Source organism: Nocardioides sp., assembly GCF_030150155.1.
GTDB lineage: Bacteria > Actinomycetota > Actinomycetes > Propionibacteriales > Nocardioidaceae > Nocardioides.
The window spans coordinates 1-18,404 of record NZ_JASLGR010000060.1 but is presented as its reverse complement, the minus strand read 5'-3'; the positions used below and the strand labels follow the sequence as shown (position 1 = coordinate 18,404).

The following is an 18,404-nucleotide window of genomic DNA, read 5'->3' as shown; positions in this document are numbered from 1 at the left end:
GTTACATGCCTGTAACAAACGGGCCGTTTCGTGAAACACCGCGCCTCTAACGTCGGTGGCATCGCCTAGCAAGGATTGAGAGTTACATGACTGCCAACGAGGTCCGCAGCAACGCCATCACCGAGGTGCTCAACCGCTCCGGTGTCGACACGGCGGAGATTCGCCCCCTGAGCGAGATCTGGGCCTGTGACGTCTTCAACCTTGCCAAGATGGAGGAGGCGCTCTCCAAGAACGCCTTCAAGGCGGTCAAGAAGACCGTCAAGACCGGCGAGCCGCTGGACAAGGCCACCGCCGACATCGTCGCAGCTGCGATGAAGGCCTGGGCGATGAGCAAGGGCGCGAAGTTCTTCTCCCACGTCTTCTACCCGCTGACGAACATCACCGCGGAGAAGCACGACGGCTTCATCATCACCAACTCCGACGGTCACGCGATCACGGAGTTCACCGGCAGCCTGCTGATCAAGGGCGAGCCCGACGGCTCCTCGTTCCCCAACGGCAGCCTGCGGATGACGAACGCCGCTCGCGGCTACACCGCGTGGGACCCGACCAGCCCGGCGTACATCATGCACACCGCCAACGGCGCGACCCTGATGATCCCGTCGGTCTTCATGTCCTGGACCGGTGAGTCCCTGGACAAGAAGATCCCGCTGCTGCGCTCCAACGCTGCGATGGACAAGGCCGCCCGCCGCGTCCTGACCCTGATGGGCGAGACCGAGGTCGCGCCGCTGAACGCCTCGTGCGGCCCCGAGCAGGAGTACTTCCTGGTCGACGAGCACTTCGCCGCCGCCCGCCCCGACCTGCTGCTGGCCGGTCGCACCCTCTTCGGTGCTCCGCCGGCCAAGGGCCAGGAGTTCGACGACCACTACTTCGGGGCCATCCCCGAGCGGGTCCAGGTCTTCATGCAGGCCGTCGAGGACAAGCTCTTCCGCCTCGGCATCCCGGCCAAGACCCACCACAACGAGGTCGCGCCCGGCCAGTTCGAGCTGGCGCCGTTCCACGAGAACGCCAACATCGCTGCCGACCACCAGCAGCTCGTGATGACGATCCTCAAGGCCACCGCGGCCGAGCACGGCTTCCTGCTGCTGCTCCACGAGAAGCCGTTCGCCGGCATCAACGGCTCGGGCAAGCACGTCAACTGGTCGGTCGGCAACGAGACCCAGGGCAACCTGCTCGACCCGGGCACCTCGCCCGAGCACAACCTCAACTTCCTGCTCTTCTGCGGCGCCGTGATCCGCGGCGTGCACAAGTTCGGTCCGCTGCTGCGCGCCGTCATCGCGACCGCGTCCAACGACCACCGCCTGGGCGCCAACGAGGCCCCGCCGGCGATCCTGTCGGTCTACCTCGGCGACCAGCTCGAGGGCGTCTACAACGACATCAAGGACGGCAAGATCGCCGTCTCCACCGACGGCGGCGTGATGGACCTGGGCCTGACCCAGATCCTCAACTTCAAGCGCGACCCGGGCGACCGCAACCGCACCTCGCCGTTCGCCTTCACCGGCAACCGCTTCGAGTTCCGTGCCGTCGGCTCCTCGCAGTCGGTCTCGGGGCCGCTGGTCGCGATGAACACGATGCTGGCCGACTCCCTGGAGTGGGTCGCCGACCAGCTCGAGGCCCAGCTCGGTGCCGGCAAGACCCGCCCCGAGGCCGTCCAGGCCGTGCTCAAGGAGCTCATGGAGCTGCACGGTGCCGCCGTCTTCGGTGGCGACGGCTACTCCGAGGAGTGGCACAAGGCCGCCGTCGAGGAGCGCGGTCTGCGCAACCTGCCGACCAGCGCCGAGGCGCTCCCGGTGTTCACCGAGCCCGAGGTCGTCGAGCTGTTCGAGAAGACCGGCGTGCTGTCGGCCGTCGAGCTCAACGCCCGCTACGAGGTCTACGCCGAGCAGTACATCAACTCGATCAACGTCGAGGCGAAGCTGGTCGTCGACCTGGCCAAGACCGTGATCTACCCGGCTGCGATGCGGTACGCCGCTGACCTGGCCGCCACGTTCGCGACCGCCGAGACCCTGGGCGTGAAGTTCGCCCCGGTCCAGATCGAGAAGATCGCCGAGAACGCCAACGCGCTCCTGGAGACCGTCGGCCAGCTGTCGGAGGCACTGGAGCAGCACGACTTCGCCGACACGGTCGACCACATGAAGCACTCCGCGACCACGATCCGTGGCCTGATGGACACCGCTCGGGGCTACGCCGACGCGCTCGAGACCGAGGTCGACGACGCTGCCTGGCCGCTGCCGAAGTACCGCGAGATGCTCTTCATCAAGTAGGTCCCACCGGGCCTGACACGAGGGCACCGATCCGCTGACGCGGATCGGTGCCCTCGTCGTCTCCGCCGCCGGTCCCCGGCGTCGGAATAGCGTCCCGGCAGGGTGGGTTGGCACCACTATGAGTGCTCGGGCACGACACGAGGAGCTGTTCGAGACCTACCTGGCCGATCTCGCCGGTGTGCGCTGGCGGGTCGACGGCGCGCGCCGGGTCACGCTCGGCGCCGGCCAGCGACACCGGCTGTGCACCGGGACCGTGTCGATGGTCTACGTCCACTCTGGGGAGCTGCGCCAGCCCGGCAGTGGCGGCGGCGGTAGCGGCACGGTGGTGGGCGCCGGGGACATCATGATCCACACCGGTACCCGGCCGTGCGAGCTGGAGGCTGCTACTGCGGCGGCTGCCCTTGCTGCCGCCGACGGCCCCGCCGGGGCGATCGTGGTCGCCCTGCGCAGCGACCGGGCCCTGCCCGGCTTCGCGGGCCTGCCGACTCCGGTGGTGATCCACGACTTCGCCGAGCGCGAGCCGGTGATCAGCCAGCTCGCGCTCAGCATGGGCTGCGCGGGCAACGTCGAGCGCGCCGGTGACTCGGTGGTCTGCTCGCAGATCGCCACCACGGTGATGTCGGCGGCGATGCGGAGCTGGCTCGAGCACGGCTGCGCCCCCGCGGGCTGGCTGACCCAGTTCTCTGATGCCTCGGTGGCCGAGGCGATCAGGGCGATCCACGACCAGCCGGGGCGGCAGTGGACCGTCGGCGACCTCGCCCAGGTCGCGGCCATGAGTCGCTCGGTGTTCGCTGACCGGTTCCGCGCTGTGATCGGCTCCTCCCCGGCGGCGTACGTGGCCGACGTACGGATGACGGAGGCGACGACGCGGCTGGGACGCAGTGCGGTGACGGTCGCGGCGCTGGCGCACGACCTCGGCTATGGCTCGGAGGAGGGCTTCCGGCGGGCGTTCCGGCGCCACACCGGCACCACACCCGCGCTGTGGCGTCGCACTCAGACCGAGCAGGAGGTCGCCTCCTGAGCGAGGTCGGCCGGGCAGCGGGTCGGCGCGGCTGTGGCGGGGTAGCGGGCCGGGGCCCGCCAGAACAGCACCCCGCCGATCAGGGCCACGGCTGCCGCGACCAGCAGGGTGGTGGTGATCCCCGCGGAGTCGACCAGGATGCCGCCGACGGCCGCACCGGCCGCGATGGCGAGCTGGAACCCGGCCACCGAGAGGCTGGCGCCGGTCTCGAGCCGGTCGGGGACGTGATGGGCGACCCAGGTGTTGAGCACCACCAGCCAGCCCCCGAAGGCGCTGCCCCACAGTGCGACGGCGAGCACGATCACCGGCATCTGGGGCCACAGCGCCACCGCCGTCACGGCGACGGCGATCGCGGTCGGCACCGCCAGGCTCAGCACACCCAGCATCCGGTCGGCGAGCCAGCCGAGCACGAGATTGCCGACGAACCCGCCGAGTCCGTAGACCAGCAGCAGCGTCGCGACACCGCCCCCGTCGAGATCCGGCACCTTCTCTAGGGCGACCCTGATGAAGGCGTACGCCGCCATCTGGCCGAACACCACGAGCACGTGGCCCACCAGCGCCGGACGCATGCCCCGGATCCGTAGCGTCTCTCCCAGGGCCGCCAGCCCGACGATCCCCTCGGCCGGGACCGAGGGCAGCAGGGCCCGCAGCCCGACGGCGACCAGCAGTGTCAGCGCGCTGATCAGGGCGAACACCACCCGCCAGTCCAGCCATCCGGCCAGCAGCACCCCGGCCGGGACGCCCAGCACGGTGGCCAGCATCGTGCCCGCGTTGACCATCATCATCCCGCGACCCACCCGGTCCGCGCCGACGATGCTGGCGGCCACGGTCAGCGACATCGACCAGAAGCCGCTCAGCGCCGCGCCGAGCAGCAGACGCGCCACCAGCAGCAGCGGCAGCGAGGGTGCCAGCGCGACCGCGGCGTTGGAGACCGCGGCGGCGATGGCCATCGCGACCAGCAGTCGCCGCCGGTCCAGCCCCGGGGCGAGCGGCCCGACGAAGAGCGCACCGAAGAACCCGGCCACCGCGGTGGCCGTCACGGCCTGCCCGGCCAGGCCGGGGCTGACGCCCAGGTCCGCGGCCATCGAGGTCAGCAGTCCGCCGGGCAGGAACTCGGCCGAGACCAGCACGAAGCTGGTCGTCGTCATCGACAGCAGCGCGATCCAGGTGCGCAGCGCTGTCGCTGTGCCCTGGCTCGTGGGCGTCGTCGGGGTCGCGGTGGCGGGGGTGCCGGGCTGTGTCGCAGTCACCCCTCCAGCGTGCCGCCGTCCGCCCCGCCCGCGCCCGACCGATCGTCCGGTCTGGGCGACCGAACGTCCGGACCTGACCTGATCGGTGTAGCGCCACCGTCACCAGGTGACGGTGGCACTACAACGATCGGCAGAGGAACGGCAGCTCAGGGGCGGGCGTCTGCGCTTTCGTGCTACATCGGCGGGGCGATCATCCCGATCACGTTGTGGTCCGGGTCCAGCACGTACGCCAGCCGCCCGACGCCGGGCATGTCGTCGGGCTCGGAGGCGACCGTGGCGCCCGACGTGATCGCCTTGGTGAACAGGGCGTCGACGTCGTCGGTGGCCACGACCAGGTTCGCTCCGGTGATGGGGGCGCCGACGGCGGGGGCGGGGCCGATCCGTTGGGTCAGGCCGCCGTTGATGCCGAAGCCGGGCCGGTCGGGCTGCTCGACGGCGCCTTCTCCGGTGTTGATCACCCAGTACGGCACGTCGCCGAAGCGGGTGAACGTCCAGCCGAAGACCGTCTCGTAGAACGTGATCAGGCGCTCGGGGTCGCTCGCGTGGATCTCGAAGTGCACGACAAGACTCATTCGCTGAGCGTAGGTCTCCTGCGCCCGGATGGGAACGGCTAGGATGCGAACATGCGTTCGATCAGCCGCGACGATCCGGGCCAGCTCGGCCTGTGGGACGAGCCCGCCGTCGCCGACGTACGCCGGGCGCGGGATCGTCAGCGGGTGGAGCTGCTGGCCTACGAGGTGACCGGGGTGGAGTTCGCCAGCCGCGGCTGGCATCCCGGCGCGATCCTGTACTACGCCCCGGCCCGACGCAGCGAGCGCGGCCAGGTGGTCGTGATGCAGCGCGGCGAGCAACTCCGGGTGGGGGAGTACGACCTGGTCTGGGGCAGGCCGGTGCTGCGCACCGACCGTGGCTCGTTCTGGGTCAGCCCGGACTGGACGCTGGCCGGCGTCGTGCGGATGGTCGAGCCGCCCCTGATCGCGATGTGACTCAGGCGGCCCCGCCGGCCGGCAGCTCCTCGAGCAGCACGTCGGGGTTCTCCCGGGTCACGGTCTTGGCCCGCCAGGCGTCGGTGAAGAGCGCCAGGTGGGTGCCGTCGGAGCGCTGCAGCACCTCGACGCCGCGGATCCCGGCCAGTGCCTCGGCGCCCTCGGCGTCCGTGCGGCGGGCGACCTGGTAGTCGAGGCGGGAGAACTTGATCGGCGAGTTGAACTCGTGGACCATCCGGTCCTCCACGACCTCGAACTGCATCGGGCCGACGGCGGCGAGCACCGGGCTCTGGTCACCACGCAGGTCCGAGCGCAGCACCTGCACCACACCCTCGTGGTCGAGCTGGTCGATGCCCTTGCGGAACTGCTTGTACCGGCTGATGTCGCCGGCCTTGGCGGTCATGAAGTGCTCCGGGGCGAACGACGGCACTGGCGGGAACTCGACCTTGTCACCGGTGAAGAGGGTGTCGCCGACCCGCAGCGCCTGGGCGTTGACGAAGCCGATGATGTCGCCCGGCTCGGCGGTCTCCACAGCCTTGGTGTCGCGGCCGAAGACGGACTGGGCGAACTTGGTCGCGAACGGCTTGCCGGTGGCGGCGTGGGTGACCACCATGCCGCGCTCGAACTGACCCGAGACCACGCGGGCGTAGGCCAGCCGGTCGCGGTGGGCGTTGTTCATCCCGGACTGGACCTTGAACACGAAGGCACTGAACTCGTCCTCGGGTTTGCGGACCACGCCGTGCACGTCGGTGGTCGCGCTGGGCGGGGGAGCGATGTCGAGCAGCAGGTCGAGCAGTTGGGCGACACCGAAGTTCTGCAGCGCCGAGGCGAACATCACCGGGGTGGTCTCGCCGGCCAGGAAGCGGGCCTGGTCGTGGTCTGCCTCGTCCAGGGAGAGCAGCTCGTGCTCCTCGACGGCGGTCTCCCAGACCTGCCGGTCGTTCTCGTCGACGTCGGCGGCCCCCATCCGTCGCTCCGGAGCACGGGTGGCGCCGCCGGCGGTGCGGGTGTACTTGATGAACTCGTCGGTACGCCGGTCCAGGACGCCTCGGAAGTCGCCAGCCTCACCGACCGGCCAGGTCAGCGGCGTCGGGCGGAGCTTGATCTTGTCGGCGATCAGGTCCATCAGCTCCAGGGCCGATAGGCCGGGGCGGTCCCACTTGTTGATCACCGTGATGACCGGGATCCCGCGCAGTGCGCAGACCCGGAAGAGCTTGAGGGTCTGCGGCTCCAGGCCCTTGGCGGCGTCGACCAGCATCACGGCCGCGTCCACGGCGGAGAGCACCCGGTAGGTGTCCTCGGAGAAGTCGGAGTGACCGGGGGTGTCGACCATGTTGATCACGTGGTCGCGGTAGGTGAACTGCAGCGCGGCCGACGTGATCGAGATGCCGCGGGCCTTCTCCATCGCCATCCAGTCCGACACGGTCGCGCGCCGGTCGCCCTTGCCGTGCACGGCGCCGGCCTCGTTGATCACCCGGGCGTGGAGCGCCAGGGCCTCGGTCAGCGTCGACTTACCGGCGTCGGGGTGGCTGATGATGGCGAACGTACGGCGCGGCAGCGTGTTGGACACTGGCCAGATTCTACCGCCACGGCGGGTGGGGTCGTAGCCAGCGAGCCGATAGGACAGACTGAGCACCTCGGGTGACCGAACCTGCATGAGGCTGCACAAGGAATAGAGTCAATGGAACGCGACGTCGACGCCGCCCCCCGATCGCTGCGACTGCGGCGTCTGATCGGCAGGGCGGGCATCCCCGGCATCGCGACCGGGATCGCCTCGCTGCTGGTCATCGTCAGCATGCTGACCTTCCTCACCCGCGGCCTGCAGCCCGAGCTCGACGACCTGCGACGCGCTCAGCGGGCGATGCGGGACGCGCACGACGCGATGCTCGACCAGGAGACCGGCGTACGCGGCTATCTGGCCAGCAGCGACGAGGACTTCCTCGAGCCCTATCACGCGGGTGTCGCCACCAGCATCGAACTCGAGCGCACCCTGGTCACCGCACTCAGCGGGCAGCCGGCGCTGGTGGCGAAGGCGATCGACGTGATCACCGCTGAACACGCTTGGCAGACCGAGTGGGCGGTGCCCGCAACCAGCAGCAACGTCACCGCCCTGGTCGACACCAACCACAACGGCGTCGCCAGCGAGGCCGAACTGGCGGCGTACATGAAGAAGGGCAAAGCCCTCTTCGACACCTACCGGACCGCCGACGACACGCTGCAGAACGCTGTCCGGGCCAAGGTCAAGCAGGTCGAGGGCCGGTTCGCCACCACCCTCACCGTGGCCGGCACCGGCCTCGTCCTGCTCGGCCTGCTCTCACTCGGACTGCTGTTCCGGTCACGACGCAGCCTCCAGCAGCTGGTCGCTGCGCCCGTCGAGCAGCTCACGGACCGCGTCGACCGGGTCCGCCAGGGCGACCTCGACGCGGTCGCTGTGCCCGCCCCGCGGGTGGCCGAGCTCGCCGACCTCGTCGACGGTGTGACGGCGATGACCGCCTCCCTGGCCGAGCGACGTGACGCCGCCGACCAGCGCGAGCTGTACCTGCGGCACAAGAGCGAGCGGCTCGAGCGGGTGCTCGACCTCAGCCGGGACCTGACCGAGTCCCTCAGCCTGCGCTACACCACGCTGCGCCTGGTCAACGCCGTGTGCGAGCTGACCGGCAGCGATTCTGCCGACCTCTGGCTGCACGGCAGCGCCGAGGAGATGGTGCTCTTCGCCAGCGCCCACGACGATGCCGTCGGCGAGGACCGCGACGGCGACGGTGCCCGTCAGGTGATCGACATCGGCGTCGGCGCGATCGGCCGGGCCGCCCGCTACGGCCGCGCTCTGCCCCTGGACGAGACCGGCAGCGTGGTCGACGAGCACACCACCGGCGTCGCGATCCCGATGGTCGTCGGTGCCCGCGTCGTGGCAGTGATCGCGGTCAGCTCGCACGACACCGCCCTGGACCTCTCCTTGATCGACGGCCTGCTGCTCCAGGGCGCCTCGGCGATCCAGGCCGCCCAGCTGCACGCCGAGGTCGAGGAGATCTCACACAAGGACGCGCTCACCGGCCTGGCCAACCGGCGTCAGTTCGACGCCGACCTCAGTGCCGAGGTCGAGCGTGCGCACCGCTACGACCGGCCGCTGACGCTGATCATGCTCGACCTGGACCACTTCAAGCGGGTCAACGACGTCTACGGCCACCAGCGCGGCGACGAGGTCCTCCAGGACGTCGCCGGGATGCTGACCACCGACCTGCGCGAGATCGACACCGCCTACCGCTACGGCGGCGAGGAGCTGTGCGTGCTGATGCCTGAGTGCACCGTGCAGGAGGGCCGCGAGGCCGCCGAGCGGATCCGCGCCCGGGTCGGCGCCAGCTTCGGCTGGGCCACCACGGCCGCAGTCAGCATCTCCGCCGGGGTCGCCCAGCTGCGCCCCGACGCCGAGCCGCCGGTCCTGGTCGGTGCCGCCGATCAGGCGCTGTACGCCGCCAAGCACGGCGGTCGCAACCAGGTCGTCGTCGCCTCCTGAGCCCCGGGGCCTAGAGGGCCAGGGGCCCGGCTCACGGCTGTCCGAGGACCAGGTCGATCAGCGCCCGACTCAGCACCGAGTCGGGCTCAGCCAGGTCGAGGAACACGTCGAAGTGGTGCCGGTCGGGCACCACCAGGCGTCGACTCGGCGCTCGGGGGGACCAGTGCGCGGCGAAGGCGTCGGCGACCTCGTGGAACCCCGAGGCCTCGTGCTCGGCCTCGGCGACGATCGCCCGCGCCGTGGATGGGGTGGCCAGCAGCGGGCTGAGGGCTGCGGCCCGGGGGCGGTCGAGTGCGAGCCACTCGTTGGCGAAGGAGTCGACCAGCGGACGCACGTCGTAGAGCCCGCTGAGACCAAGGAAGCCGCGTACGACGTCGTCGGGCAGCCCCACGCCGCCCTGCCACCCCGCCACGGCCGCCATCGCGGCCAGGTGGCCGCCGGCCGAGCTGCCGACCAGGTGGATCCGGGAGTGGTCGAGCCCGTACAGGGGCCCCTCGCGCCACACCCAGGCCACCGCGGCCCGGACCTGGCGCACGATCTCCTCCAGGGTCGCCGCCGGGGCCAGGGTGTAGTCGGGCACCACGGTGGCGATGCCCGCCTCGGCCAGCACGCCGGCCATGAAGGCGGTGTCGTGGCGCGAGAGCATCCGCCAGTAGCCGCCGTGCAGGGCGATCACCACCGGACGCAGGTGCGGGCCGGTGCCCCACACGTCGAGGCGCTCGTCCGAGCCCGGGTCGAAGGCGATGTCGGCGGTGCCTGACAGGGTGCGGACCGCCTCGGCCGAGCGGTCGCGGTAGGCCGTCATCACCCGTTCGAACTCGGCGGGGCTGACGGTCGCGCGGGCGCCGAAAGCGGCGTCGATGGCCGGATCGCTCACGCCAGGCTCGCCGCGGCGACGTTCTCCCGCACGATGGTGGCGATCTTCTCCGGGGAGTCCAGGGTGGGGAAGTGGGTCGGGCCGCCCAGCGTCCGGTAGTCGAACCACGGGTGGCCGGCACGGAAGTCGACCTGGGCCTGCTCGTAGGCGGGGTCGGTGGGCTGGGAGTACAGGTGCGTGATCGGCCGCGCCTCGCGCATCTGCGCCATCCGCTGCATCGGGGAGCCGAAGGCTGCGTAGGCGTCAGCGATGACGCGGCACGAGCGCGCCCACATCTCGAAGTCGAAGCCCGACATCTCCTCACTCAGGTGGCGCTCGACCCGCTCCTGGTGCTGGCCGTTCAGCCAGACGTCGTACAGGCCCTGACGGCCCTCGATCCAGGTGGCCGGGTCCTGGATGGCGGCCAGGCCGGCGGCGAAGTCGGCGGCCGGCGGCGTCATCAGCCAGTCCACGACCAGCACCCGCGGGGCACGCTCGGTGCCGACCCGGTCGGCGATCTCCAGGTTGGCCCAGCCGCCGTGGGAGTGCGAGAGCGGCAGGAACCGGTCGACGCCGAGGTGGTCGAGGACCGTGATGACGTCGTCGGCCTGCTCGGCGTAGCCGAAGTCGGGGATCGGGGTGCGGTCGGCACCGTGGCCGCGCCAGTCGATGCACAGCACCCGCAGGTCGGACTCGAGGTGGGGGACCAGCTGGTCGAAGAGGCGATGGTCATGGCACCAGCCACTCATCAGCACGACCACCGGGGCGTCCCGGGGACCGTTGTCCTGGTAGGAGATCGGGTAGCCGTTGGCCTCGATGGTGTGCAGCGCGGTGTCCATGCCAGGCATCATGAACGGCCACGGTATGACCACGCCAATACCCATTTCGGCCCCTGGAATGCCGTCTGGGCATGGCGCCTCGCCATGTGCAATAGGCATGGGAAGTGACGTAAGAGGTATTGGCTGGGCAATATCTCTTCTTCCTACGCTCACCTCATGACATCAGTCGAGCTGCGCAACGTCGTCGCCGGGAAGCCTGTCGCCGGGCGACGTACTTTCTCCAAGGTCAGTCCCGTCGACGGATCGATCGTCGCCACCGTGCACGAGGCCGGCCCCGACGTGGTCGACGCCGCCGTGAACGCGGCCCGCTCGGCCCTCGAGGGCCCCTGGGGTGCGATGACGGTCGGGGAGCGGGTCGCAGTGCTGCGCCGGGTCGCCGACCGGATCGATGCCCGCTTCGACGACTTCGTCGAGGCCGAGATGCGCGACACCGGCAAGCCCGAGCACCTGGTCCGCGAACTCGACGTGGCCCGGGCGGCCCTCAACTTCCGCTCCTTCGCCGACACCGTCGCCGCGCAGGGCCTCGACTCCTTCCTGACCGACCTGGCCGACGGTCGCCGGGCACTCAACTACGCGGTGCCCAAGCCGCTCGGCGTGGTCGCCATCATCGTGCCCTGGAACCTGCCGCTGCTGCTGCTGACCTGGAAGGTCGCCCCGGCCCTGGCGTGCGGCAACACGGTCGTGGTCAAGCCTTCGGAGGAGACCCCGTCCACGGCCACTCTGCTGGCCGAGGTGATCGCCGAGGCCGGCGTGCCCGACGGCGTCTACAACGTGATCCACGGGTTCGGTCCCGACTCCGCCGGTGAGCTGCTCACCACCCACGACGGCATCGACGGCGTCACCTTCACCGGTGAGTCCCGGACCGGCTCGGCGATCATGCGCGCGGTCTCCCCGAAGGTGCGCCCAGTCTCCTTCGAGCTCGGCGGCAAGAACGCGGCCGTGGTCTTCGCCGACTGCGACCTGGAGCGCACCATCGACGGCCTGACCCGCTCGATCTTCCTCAACACCGGTCAGGTCTGCCTGTGCACCGAACGGGTGTACATCGAGCGCCCGATCTTCGATGAGGTCGTCGCCCGCCTCGCCGAGCGGGCCCGCGGACTGCGCCTGGGCGACCCGGCCGTCGAGGGCACCACGACCGGCCCCCTGATCTCGCTCCAGCACCGGGCCAAGGTGCAGAGCTATCTCGACCTCGCTGTCGCGGAGGGGGCGACAGTGGTGACGGGAGGCTCTGTGCCCGACCTCGGCGACGACCTCGCCGGCGGTGCCTGGATCGAGCCCACCTTGTGGACAGGACTCGACAACTCCAGCAGGGTCGTGCGCGAGGAGGTGTTCGGCCCGGTCGCCGCCCTCATCCCGTTCGACACCGAGGAGGAGGCGATCCGGTTGGCCAACGACACCGAGTACGGCCTGGCCGCAGCGGTCTGGACGACCAACCTGGAGCGCGGCCACCGTGTCGCCCAGCAGATGCGGGTCGGGATGGCCTGGGTCAACACCTGGTACCTGCGTGACCTGCGCTCGCCCTTCGGCGGCGTCGGCCTGTCCGGCATCGGTCGTGAGGGCGGCACCCACTCGCTGCACTTCTACACCGAGCCGACCAACGTCTGCGTGCAGCTGTGAGCCGCCTCACCGACGCCGCCGTCGCACTCGACGAGGCCCGCCGCCAGGGCGCGGCGATCCCGCAGCTGACCAGCACCGCCGAGCTCCCGCTCTCCGACGCGTACGCCGTCCAGGCAGCCGGCATCGACCTGCGCGTGACGCGCGGCGAGGCCGTGTCAGGGGCCAAGCTCGGGTTCACCAGCAAGGCCAAGGCGCTCCAGATGGGGGTCGACGACGTCATCATCGGCGTCCTCACCGACGCGATGGAGGTCGCCGACGGCGGCACCGTCGACCTGGGCCACGGCGTCCACCCGCGGGTGGAGCCCGAGGTGGCCTTCCTGCTGGGCAGCGACGTCGATCCGCATGCCGGACCCGACGCGGTAGCCGCGGCGGTGACGCACGTGGCCGCGGCCCTGGAGATCATCGACAGCCGCTACCTGGACTTCCGGTTCAGTCTGGCTGACGTGGTCGCCGACAACACCTCGGCCTCGCACTACGTGGTCGGACCGTGGCGTCCGGTCGGCGAGGTCCGCGACGGTCTCGACCTGGCCGCCCTCGAGGTGGCGCTGAGCATCGACGGCACCCAGGTCGCTGCCGGCTCGACCGCCGACATCCTCGGCGACCCGTGGCTGGCCCTGCCCGCGCTCGGCCGGATGGCGGCCCAGTACGGCCAGGTCCTGCGCGCCGGAGCGGTGCTGCTGGCGGGGGCTGCCACGGCCGCCGTACCGCTGCCGCACGGGTCGCAGGTGAGTGCGAGCGTCGCCGGACTCGGCACTGTCGGGGTCAGCAGCGCGGCCGTGACGGGGGAGCAGTGATGAGCGGCGCCCAGGTCGTGGCCGGCAAGGCCACCCCGCGCGGACGGTTCCCGCACCTGAAGGTGGTCGGTGACCTGGTCTTCGTCTCGGGCACCAGCAGCCGCCGCCCCGACAACACCTTCGAGGGGGTCAGCGTCGACGAGCTCGGCGTCACCGACCTCGACATCCGGGCCCAGACCCGGGCCGTGATCGAGAACATCCGCGACCTGCTCGCCGCGGTCGGCGCCGACCTGGGTGATCTGGCCCAGGTGACGACGTACCTGGTGAACATGAACGACTTCGGCGGCTACAACGAGGTCTACGGGGAGTTCTTCGACGAGAACGGCCCCACCCGCACCACGGTGGCCGTGCACCAGCTGCCCCACCCCCACCTACTGATCGAGATCCAGGCGATCGCCTGCCTACCCCAGGAGAAGCAGTCATGACGTATCTGCCACCGGTGATGAACTTCGAGAAGTGGATCGCCGAGCACGAGGACCAGCTCAAGCCGCCGGTGAACAACCGCCAGATGTGGGAGCCGATGGGGGACTTCATCGTGCAGATCGTGGGCGGTCCCAACCAGCGCACCGACTACCACCTCGACCCGTACGAGGAGTGGTTCTACCAGCACCGCGGCGATATGTACGTCGACCTGATGACCGAGGACGGCCCGCAGCGGATCGAGATCAAGGAGGGCGAGATGTGGATGCTGCCGCGTCTGGTCCACCACTCGCCGCAGCGCCCCGACCCGGACTCGATCGGGATCGTGATCGAGCGGATCCGTGAGGAGGGCGTGCTGGAGAAGTTCGTCTGGTTCTGCCTGGAGTGCCACCACCAGGTGCACGAGGTCGAGCTCCAGGTGCGCGACATCGTCGCCGACCTGCCGCCCGTCTTCGAGCAGTTCTACGCGTCCACCGAGGCCCGCACCTGCGGCAACTGCGGTGCCCTCCACCCCGGCAAGGGGTGAGGTGACGGTGGCACGACCCGACGGGATCATCGACGTCCACACCCACTACATCCCGCACGGCTGGCCGGATCTCGGGCCCGGCCAGCCGTGGCTGCGGGTGGAGTCGGAGGCTGAGGCGATGGTGATGGTGGGCTCCCAGGAGTTCCGCCGGATCCAGGCCGACTGCTGGGACGCCGACGTCCGCCTAGAGCAGATGGAGGCCGACGGCGTCGCCGTCCAGGCGGTCTCGCCGACCCCGGTCTTCTTCGGCTACGACCAGCCGGTCGGCGAGGCGGAGAAGGTCGCTCGGATCTTCAACGACCTCGCCCTGGAGATCTGCGCGCCCTCGGAGCGGCTGGTGCCGTTCTGCCAGGTGCCGTTGCAGGACACCGACGCGGCCTGCCGTGAGCTCGAACGCGCGGTGGCCTCGGGTCACCGGGGCGTCGAGATCGGCAACCACGTCGGTGACCGCGACCTCGACGACGACGGCATCGTCACGTTCCTCCAGCACGCCGCCTCGCTCGACGTACCGGTCTTCGTGCACCCCTGGGACATGGCCGAGTCGCCGCGCCTGTCGCGCTGGATGGCGCAGTGGCTCACCGGGATGCCGGCTGAGACCCACCTGTCGATCATCGCGATGATCCTTGGCGGGGTCTTCGACCGGGTGCCCGAGAGCCTGCGGATCTGCTTCGCCCACGGCGGCGGGTCGTTCGCCTTCTGGCTGGGTCGGTTCGAGAACGCCTGGCACCAGCGCCATGACGTGATCGCGATGTCGGAGCAGCCGCCCTCGGCGTACGTCGGCCGGTTCTCGGTCGACTCGGTCGTCTTCGAGCCCGCAGCGCTGCGGACGCTGGTCGACGTGCTCGGTGCCGAGCACGTGATGGTCGGCAGCGACTTCCCCTACCCGCTCGGCGAGCGTCCGGTCGGCACCGTGGTGCACCGTTCGGACTTCCTCACCGAGCCCCAGCGTCGGCAGATCCTGTCCGAGAACGCCGTACGGTTCCTGAGGCAGCCATGCCCTCGATGACAGACCCTGGCGGCTTCCCATGCCGTGGCTTAGCGTGCAGGCATGGACACCGTTCGCCTGCTTGACGGCCGGCTGAAGCTCCGTCACCTCCTCTTCGTCGACGCTCTGTCGGAGCAGGGGAGCGTGGTCGGGGCCTCGGCTGCGTTGCGGGTCACCCAGCCGGTGGTGACCCGTGGCCTGCACGAGCTCGAGGAGATCCTCGGGGTCAAGCTCTACGAGCGCGGGCCGCGCGGGATCACCCCGACCGAGTTCGGCGAGGCGTTCACCGCCCATGCCCGGGCCGTGCTGGCCCAGCTCACGCAGGCGGCCCGGCACGTCGAGGAGTTGGCCGACGCCGGGCGCGGCCAGGTGGTCGTGGGGACCCACCTGGCCGGTTCCAACCTCCTCATCCCGCGCGCGATCGCCCGCCTCAAGCAGTCCCGTCCGGGGCTGACGGTGATCGTGCGCGAAGGCGGCTCGGACTCACTCCTGGTCGATCTCACCGCCGGTCGCGTCGACCTGATCGTCGGCCGCCTGACCGGCCCCGCCGTCGAGGGCACCCGACGTCGGGCGCTCTACGACGAGTCGATCCAGTTCGTGGTCGGGCACCACCACCCGATGGCGGGGCGCGCCACGGTCGGGCTCTCCGAGCTGGAGGCGTTCCCGTGGATCCTGCCCGGCACCGACACCGTGCTGCGCCAGGAGCTGGAGGCGTTCTTCCTCACCCGTGGCTTCGTGGTGCCCTCCAACACGGTCGAGACCACCTCGTACCTGACCGTGCGCCAGCTCCTGATCGAGACCGACATGATCGCGGCGATGCCGAGCCTGATCGGCAGCGACGACCCGCGCCTGGAGCCGCTCCCGCTCGGCGTGGACGTCGGCCACAGCGTCGGCGTCACCCTGGCCGCCGAACGTCGTCTCAGCCCCGCCACGCAGGCGTTCGTCACGGCGTTGTTGGAGACGGCGAAGGCGATGCCGAAGCGGTACGTCGTCTCCGCCGAAGCCGACATGTTGAACGGGCATTGAGGCTGGCCAAAAAGGCATTGGTGCGGCATAGGTGTGACCGGGAACACTGCTGAGCACTGACCTGACCCGATGCCTGAGGAGGCCCCAGGTGACTGCAACGTCCGACGTCAAGGAGCGGGTGCGCCAGCTGCTCCCGAACTTCCGGGAGCGCGCCGCCGAGCTCGAGAAGACCCGCCGGGTCTCTGATGAGTCGATCCAGGAGTTGCGCGAGGCCGGCTTCTTCCGCATGCTGCAGCCGGCCGTGTTCGGCGGCCTGGAGGGCGACCCCGTCGACTTCTACGAGACCGTCAAGCTGATCTCGTCGGCGTGTGGCTCGACCGGCCCGGCTCAGCGGCCGGTGGGGCTTCTCCTCGGGCAGTGCCCACGCCCGCGGCGCCCTGCTCGGCGGCCTGATCCTCGGTGAGGACGGCAACCCGACCGACTACGCCTGCTTCCTGGTCCTGTCCGAGGACTACACGATCGACGACCTCTGGGACACGATGGGCCTGCGCGGCACCGGCAGCAACGACATCATCGTCGAGGACGCCTTCGTCCCGGCCCACCGGATGCTGAGCATGAACGACTCGTTCCACTGCACCGTGCCGGGGGCGTCGTTCCACGCCAACCCGCTCTACCGGATCCCGCTGTTCTCGATCATGGCGACCACGATCACCACCCCGCTGATGGGGATGGCGACCGGCGCGTACGACGCCCACGTCGCCCAGCAGCGTGACCGGGTCCGCGTCTACGGCGGCGACGCCGTCCGCGACGACCCGTTCGCCAAGGTCCGCATCGCCGAGGCGGGCAGCGACATCGAGGCCGGCTGGCAGCAGATGATGGCCAACGTCCGTGCGATCGCGTCCACGGCCCAGGCCGGGGAGCCGATCACGATCGAACAGCGCATCCAGCTGCGTCGCGACCAGGTCCGGGCCGGGCAGCGCGCCACGCAGGCGATCGACAAGCTCTTCGAGAGCGCGGGTGCCAAGGCGATCGCGTCCAGCTCGCCGCTGCAGCGGTTCTGGCGTGATGCGCACGCGGCCCGGGTGCACGTGGCCAACGACCCCGACCTGCCGCTGAAGATCTACGGCGACGTCACCTTCGGCGGCACTGTCGACGGCGGCATGCTCTGATGGGCGCCGTGACGCCCGCCGCCGTCACCTCCGAGCAGTTCCGGCGGACGCTGGGGGAGTTCTGCACGGGCGTCACGGTGATCACCACCCTGGCCGACGGTGAGCCGGTCGGCTTCGCCTGCAGTCGTTCAGCGCGCTCTCCCTGGACCCGCCGATGGTGCTGTTCTGTCCGGCCCGGACCTCCCGGACCTGGGCGGTGATCGAGCAGCAGGGGCGCTTCTGCGTCAACGTGCTCGCGCTGGAGCAGGAGGAGCTGTGCCAGCGCTTCGGCAGGTCGGCGCCGGACAAGTTCTCCGCCGTCGACTGGACCGACTCGACCACCGGTCTGCCCGCGCTCAGCGGGGCGGCCGCCTGGATCGACTGCGAGATCGCGGAGATCCATGAGGCCGGCGACCACCTGATCGTCACCGGCCGGGTGCTCCACCTGGAGCCAGGAGCCGACGGCCCCCGCCCGCTGCTCTTCCACCGAGGTCGCTACGCCGCCACCGAGGCACCGGTGGTGCGCCGTGCCGTGCACCCGGACCTGACCTCGGCGCCGTTGGCCGAGTCCTGGTTCTAGCTGCCGACCCTGACCACGGTCAGCTGGACGTCGCGGAAGGTCGCCTGCGGGCCGCTGACGTAGCGCGGCCTGAAGACCGCATCGGCCGGCACGGTGGTCAGGAACGTGACCGACGTCGTGACCGCCGCCGACGGGCTCGCGGCGGCAGGGAAGGAGATCTGGCTGCCGGCGTAGGGCGTGTAGTCGCTGGCGGTGTCGACCCACCAGGCGGCCGTGGAGGTCGACTCGCTGCGCAGCGAGAACGTGACCTGATAGGTGCCGGCCTCGGTGACGTGCACGGCGGTGGTGGAGACGGCCACGCCGCCGTTGGTGATGCTGTTGACGAACGACACGGTGTTGGTGCCGCCGGGGCTGACGTTGCTGGCGTTGGGGGCGAGGGCGTAGGCGTAGCTGGACACGACCGCTCCTGTGGCCCCGGTCGCGCCGGTGGCTCCCGTCGCCCCGACGGGCCCGGCGACGCCGTCAGCGCCGGTCGGGCCGGTGGGGCCGGTCGCTCCCGCCGGGCCTGCTGCACCTGCTGCGCCGGCGGGTCCTGCGACGCCTGCTGCGCCGACCGTGCCGGCCGCCCCGGTGGCACCGGTCGCTCCGGTGGCCCCGACCGGGCCGGCCGGACCGATCGCGCCACCGGCGCCGTCGGCGCACGC

General features: G+C 70.6%; 19 protein-coding genes. 13 read left to right on the top strand and 6 right to left on the bottom strand.

What is annotated here, in order from left to right:
- The first annotated feature begins 86 nt into the window (after positions 1–86).
- Positions 87–2,261, top strand: a complete 2,175-nt coding sequence (locus Q1V88_RS18200; RefSeq protein ID WP_300683094.1) for a glutamine synthetase III — start codon at positions 87–89, stop codon at positions 2,259–2,261.
- Positions 2,262–2,379: 118 nt separating this feature from the next.
- Positions 2,380–3,282, top strand: a complete 903-nt coding sequence (locus tag Q1V88_RS18195) for an AraC family transcriptional regulator (protein ID WP_300683091.1) — start codon at positions 2,380–2,382, stop codon at positions 3,280–3,282.
- Here the strand turns inward: Q1V88_RS18195 and Q1V88_RS18190 are convergent.
- Both Q1V88_RS18190 and Q1V88_RS18185 read right to left on the bottom strand, forming a co-directional pair.
- Complete coding sequence (locus Q1V88_RS18190) at positions 3,255–4,532, bottom strand: MFS transporter (RefSeq protein ID WP_300683088.1); 1,278 nt, start codon at positions 4,530–4,532, stop codon at positions 3,255–3,257. The two genes, Q1V88_RS18195 and Q1V88_RS18190, sit on opposite strands and share 28 nt — an antisense overlap.
- A 173-nt stretch (positions 4,533–4,705) precedes the next feature.
- The gene (locus Q1V88_RS18185; RefSeq protein ID WP_300683085.1) at positions 4,706–5,104 is read right to left on the bottom strand and encodes a VOC family protein; all 399 of its coding nucleotides are present in this window, start codon (positions 5,102–5,104) and stop codon (positions 4,706–4,708) included.
- 51 nt (positions 5,105–5,155) lie between these two features.
- On the opposite strand from Q1V88_RS18185, the gene Q1V88_RS18180 reads away from it, so the two are divergent.
- On the top strand, positions 5,156–5,518 hold the full coding sequence (locus Q1V88_RS18180) for a hypothetical protein (RefSeq protein WP_300683081.1): 363 nt from the start codon (positions 5,156–5,158) through the stop codon (positions 5,516–5,518).
- Position 5,519: 1 nt separating this feature from the next.
- On the opposite strand, the gene Q1V88_RS18175 is transcribed toward Q1V88_RS18180, so the two are convergent.
- Positions 5,520–7,088: a peptide chain release factor 3 gene (locus Q1V88_RS18175; RefSeq protein WP_300683079.1), complete on the bottom strand. Its 1,569-nt coding sequence runs from the start codon at positions 7,086–7,088 to the stop codon at positions 5,520–5,522.
- 111 nt (positions 7,089–7,199) lie between these two features.
- Between Q1V88_RS18175 and Q1V88_RS18170 the strand changes: the two genes are divergently transcribed.
- Positions 7,200–9,029, top strand: coding sequence for a diguanylate cyclase (locus Q1V88_RS18170; RefSeq protein ID WP_300683077.1), 1,830 nt, complete (start codon positions 7,200–7,202; stop codon positions 9,027–9,029).
- Between the two features lie 31 nt (positions 9,030–9,060).
- On the opposite strand, the gene Q1V88_RS18165 is transcribed toward Q1V88_RS18170, so the two are convergent.
- Both Q1V88_RS18165 and Q1V88_RS18160 read right to left on the bottom strand, forming a co-directional pair.
- Positions 9,061–9,906: an alpha/beta hydrolase gene (locus tag Q1V88_RS18165; protein ID WP_300683076.1), complete on the bottom strand. Its 846-nt coding sequence runs from the start codon at positions 9,904–9,906 to the stop codon at positions 9,061–9,063.
- The gene (locus Q1V88_RS18160) at positions 9,903–10,724 is read right to left on the bottom strand and encodes an alpha/beta hydrolase (protein WP_300683075.1); all 822 of its coding nucleotides are present in this window, start codon (positions 10,722–10,724) and stop codon (positions 9,903–9,905) included. The genes Q1V88_RS18165 and Q1V88_RS18160 overlap by 4 nt, the downstream gene beginning before the upstream one ends.
- A 156-nt stretch (positions 10,725–10,880) precedes the next feature.
- Between Q1V88_RS18160 and Q1V88_RS18155 the strand changes: the two genes are divergently transcribed.
- The 9 genes from Q1V88_RS18155 (at position 10,881) to Q1V88_RS18115 (ending at position 17,760) form a co-directional block, all read left to right on the top strand.
- Complete coding sequence (locus Q1V88_RS18155) at positions 10,881–12,341, top strand: 2-hydroxymuconic semialdehyde dehydrogenase (RefSeq protein ID WP_300683072.1); 1,461 nt, start codon at positions 10,881–10,883, stop codon at positions 12,339–12,341.
- The gene (locus Q1V88_RS18150; protein WP_300683069.1) at positions 12,338–13,135 is read left to right on the top strand and encodes a fumarylacetoacetate hydrolase family protein; all 798 of its coding nucleotides are present in this window, start codon (positions 12,338–12,340) and stop codon (positions 13,133–13,135) included. The genes Q1V88_RS18155 and Q1V88_RS18150 overlap by 4 nt, the downstream gene beginning before the upstream one ends.
- Positions 13,135–13,560: a RidA family protein gene (locus tag Q1V88_RS18145; protein ID WP_300683065.1), complete on the top strand. Its 426-nt coding sequence runs from the start codon at positions 13,135–13,137 to the stop codon at positions 13,558–13,560. The genes Q1V88_RS18150 and Q1V88_RS18145 overlap by 1 nt, the downstream gene beginning before the upstream one ends.
- Positions 13,557–14,081, top strand: coding sequence for a 3-hydroxyanthranilate 3,4-dioxygenase (locus Q1V88_RS18140; RefSeq protein WP_300683062.1), 525 nt, complete (start codon positions 13,557–13,559; stop codon positions 14,079–14,081). The genes Q1V88_RS18145 and Q1V88_RS18140 overlap by 4 nt, the downstream gene beginning before the upstream one ends.
- A gap of 7 nt (positions 14,082–14,088) precedes the next feature.
- Entirely contained in the window at positions 14,089–15,087 is a 999-nt protein-coding gene (locus Q1V88_RS18135; RefSeq protein WP_300683058.1) for an amidohydrolase family protein, read from the top strand.
- A gap of 42 nt (positions 15,088–15,129) precedes the next feature.
- A complete protein-coding gene (locus tag Q1V88_RS18130; RefSeq protein ID WP_300683055.1) occupies positions 15,130–16,092 on the top strand; it encodes a LysR substrate-binding domain-containing protein in 963 nt (320 codons plus the stop codon).
- Positions 16,093–16,180: 88 nt separating this feature from the next.
- A complete protein-coding gene (locus Q1V88_RS18125) occupies positions 16,181–16,495 on the top strand; it encodes an acyl-CoA dehydrogenase family protein (protein ID WP_300683052.1) in 315 nt (104 codons plus the stop codon).
- Positions 16,401–17,201, top strand: coding sequence for a hypothetical protein (locus tag Q1V88_RS18120; protein WP_300683049.1), 801 nt, complete (start codon positions 16,401–16,403; stop codon positions 17,199–17,201). The genes Q1V88_RS18125 and Q1V88_RS18120 overlap by 95 nt, the downstream gene beginning before the upstream one ends.
- A gap of 154 nt (positions 17,202–17,355) precedes the next feature.
- Positions 17,356–17,760, top strand: a complete 405-nt coding sequence (locus Q1V88_RS18115) for a flavin reductase family protein (RefSeq protein WP_300683046.1) — start codon at positions 17,356–17,358, stop codon at positions 17,758–17,760.
- Here the strand turns inward: Q1V88_RS18115 and Q1V88_RS18110 are convergent.
- A partial coding sequence (locus Q1V88_RS18110) for a hypothetical protein (RefSeq protein ID WP_300683043.1) occupies positions 17,757–18,404 on the bottom strand: 648 nt, incomplete at its 5' end. The two genes, Q1V88_RS18115 and Q1V88_RS18110, sit on opposite strands and share 4 nt — an antisense overlap.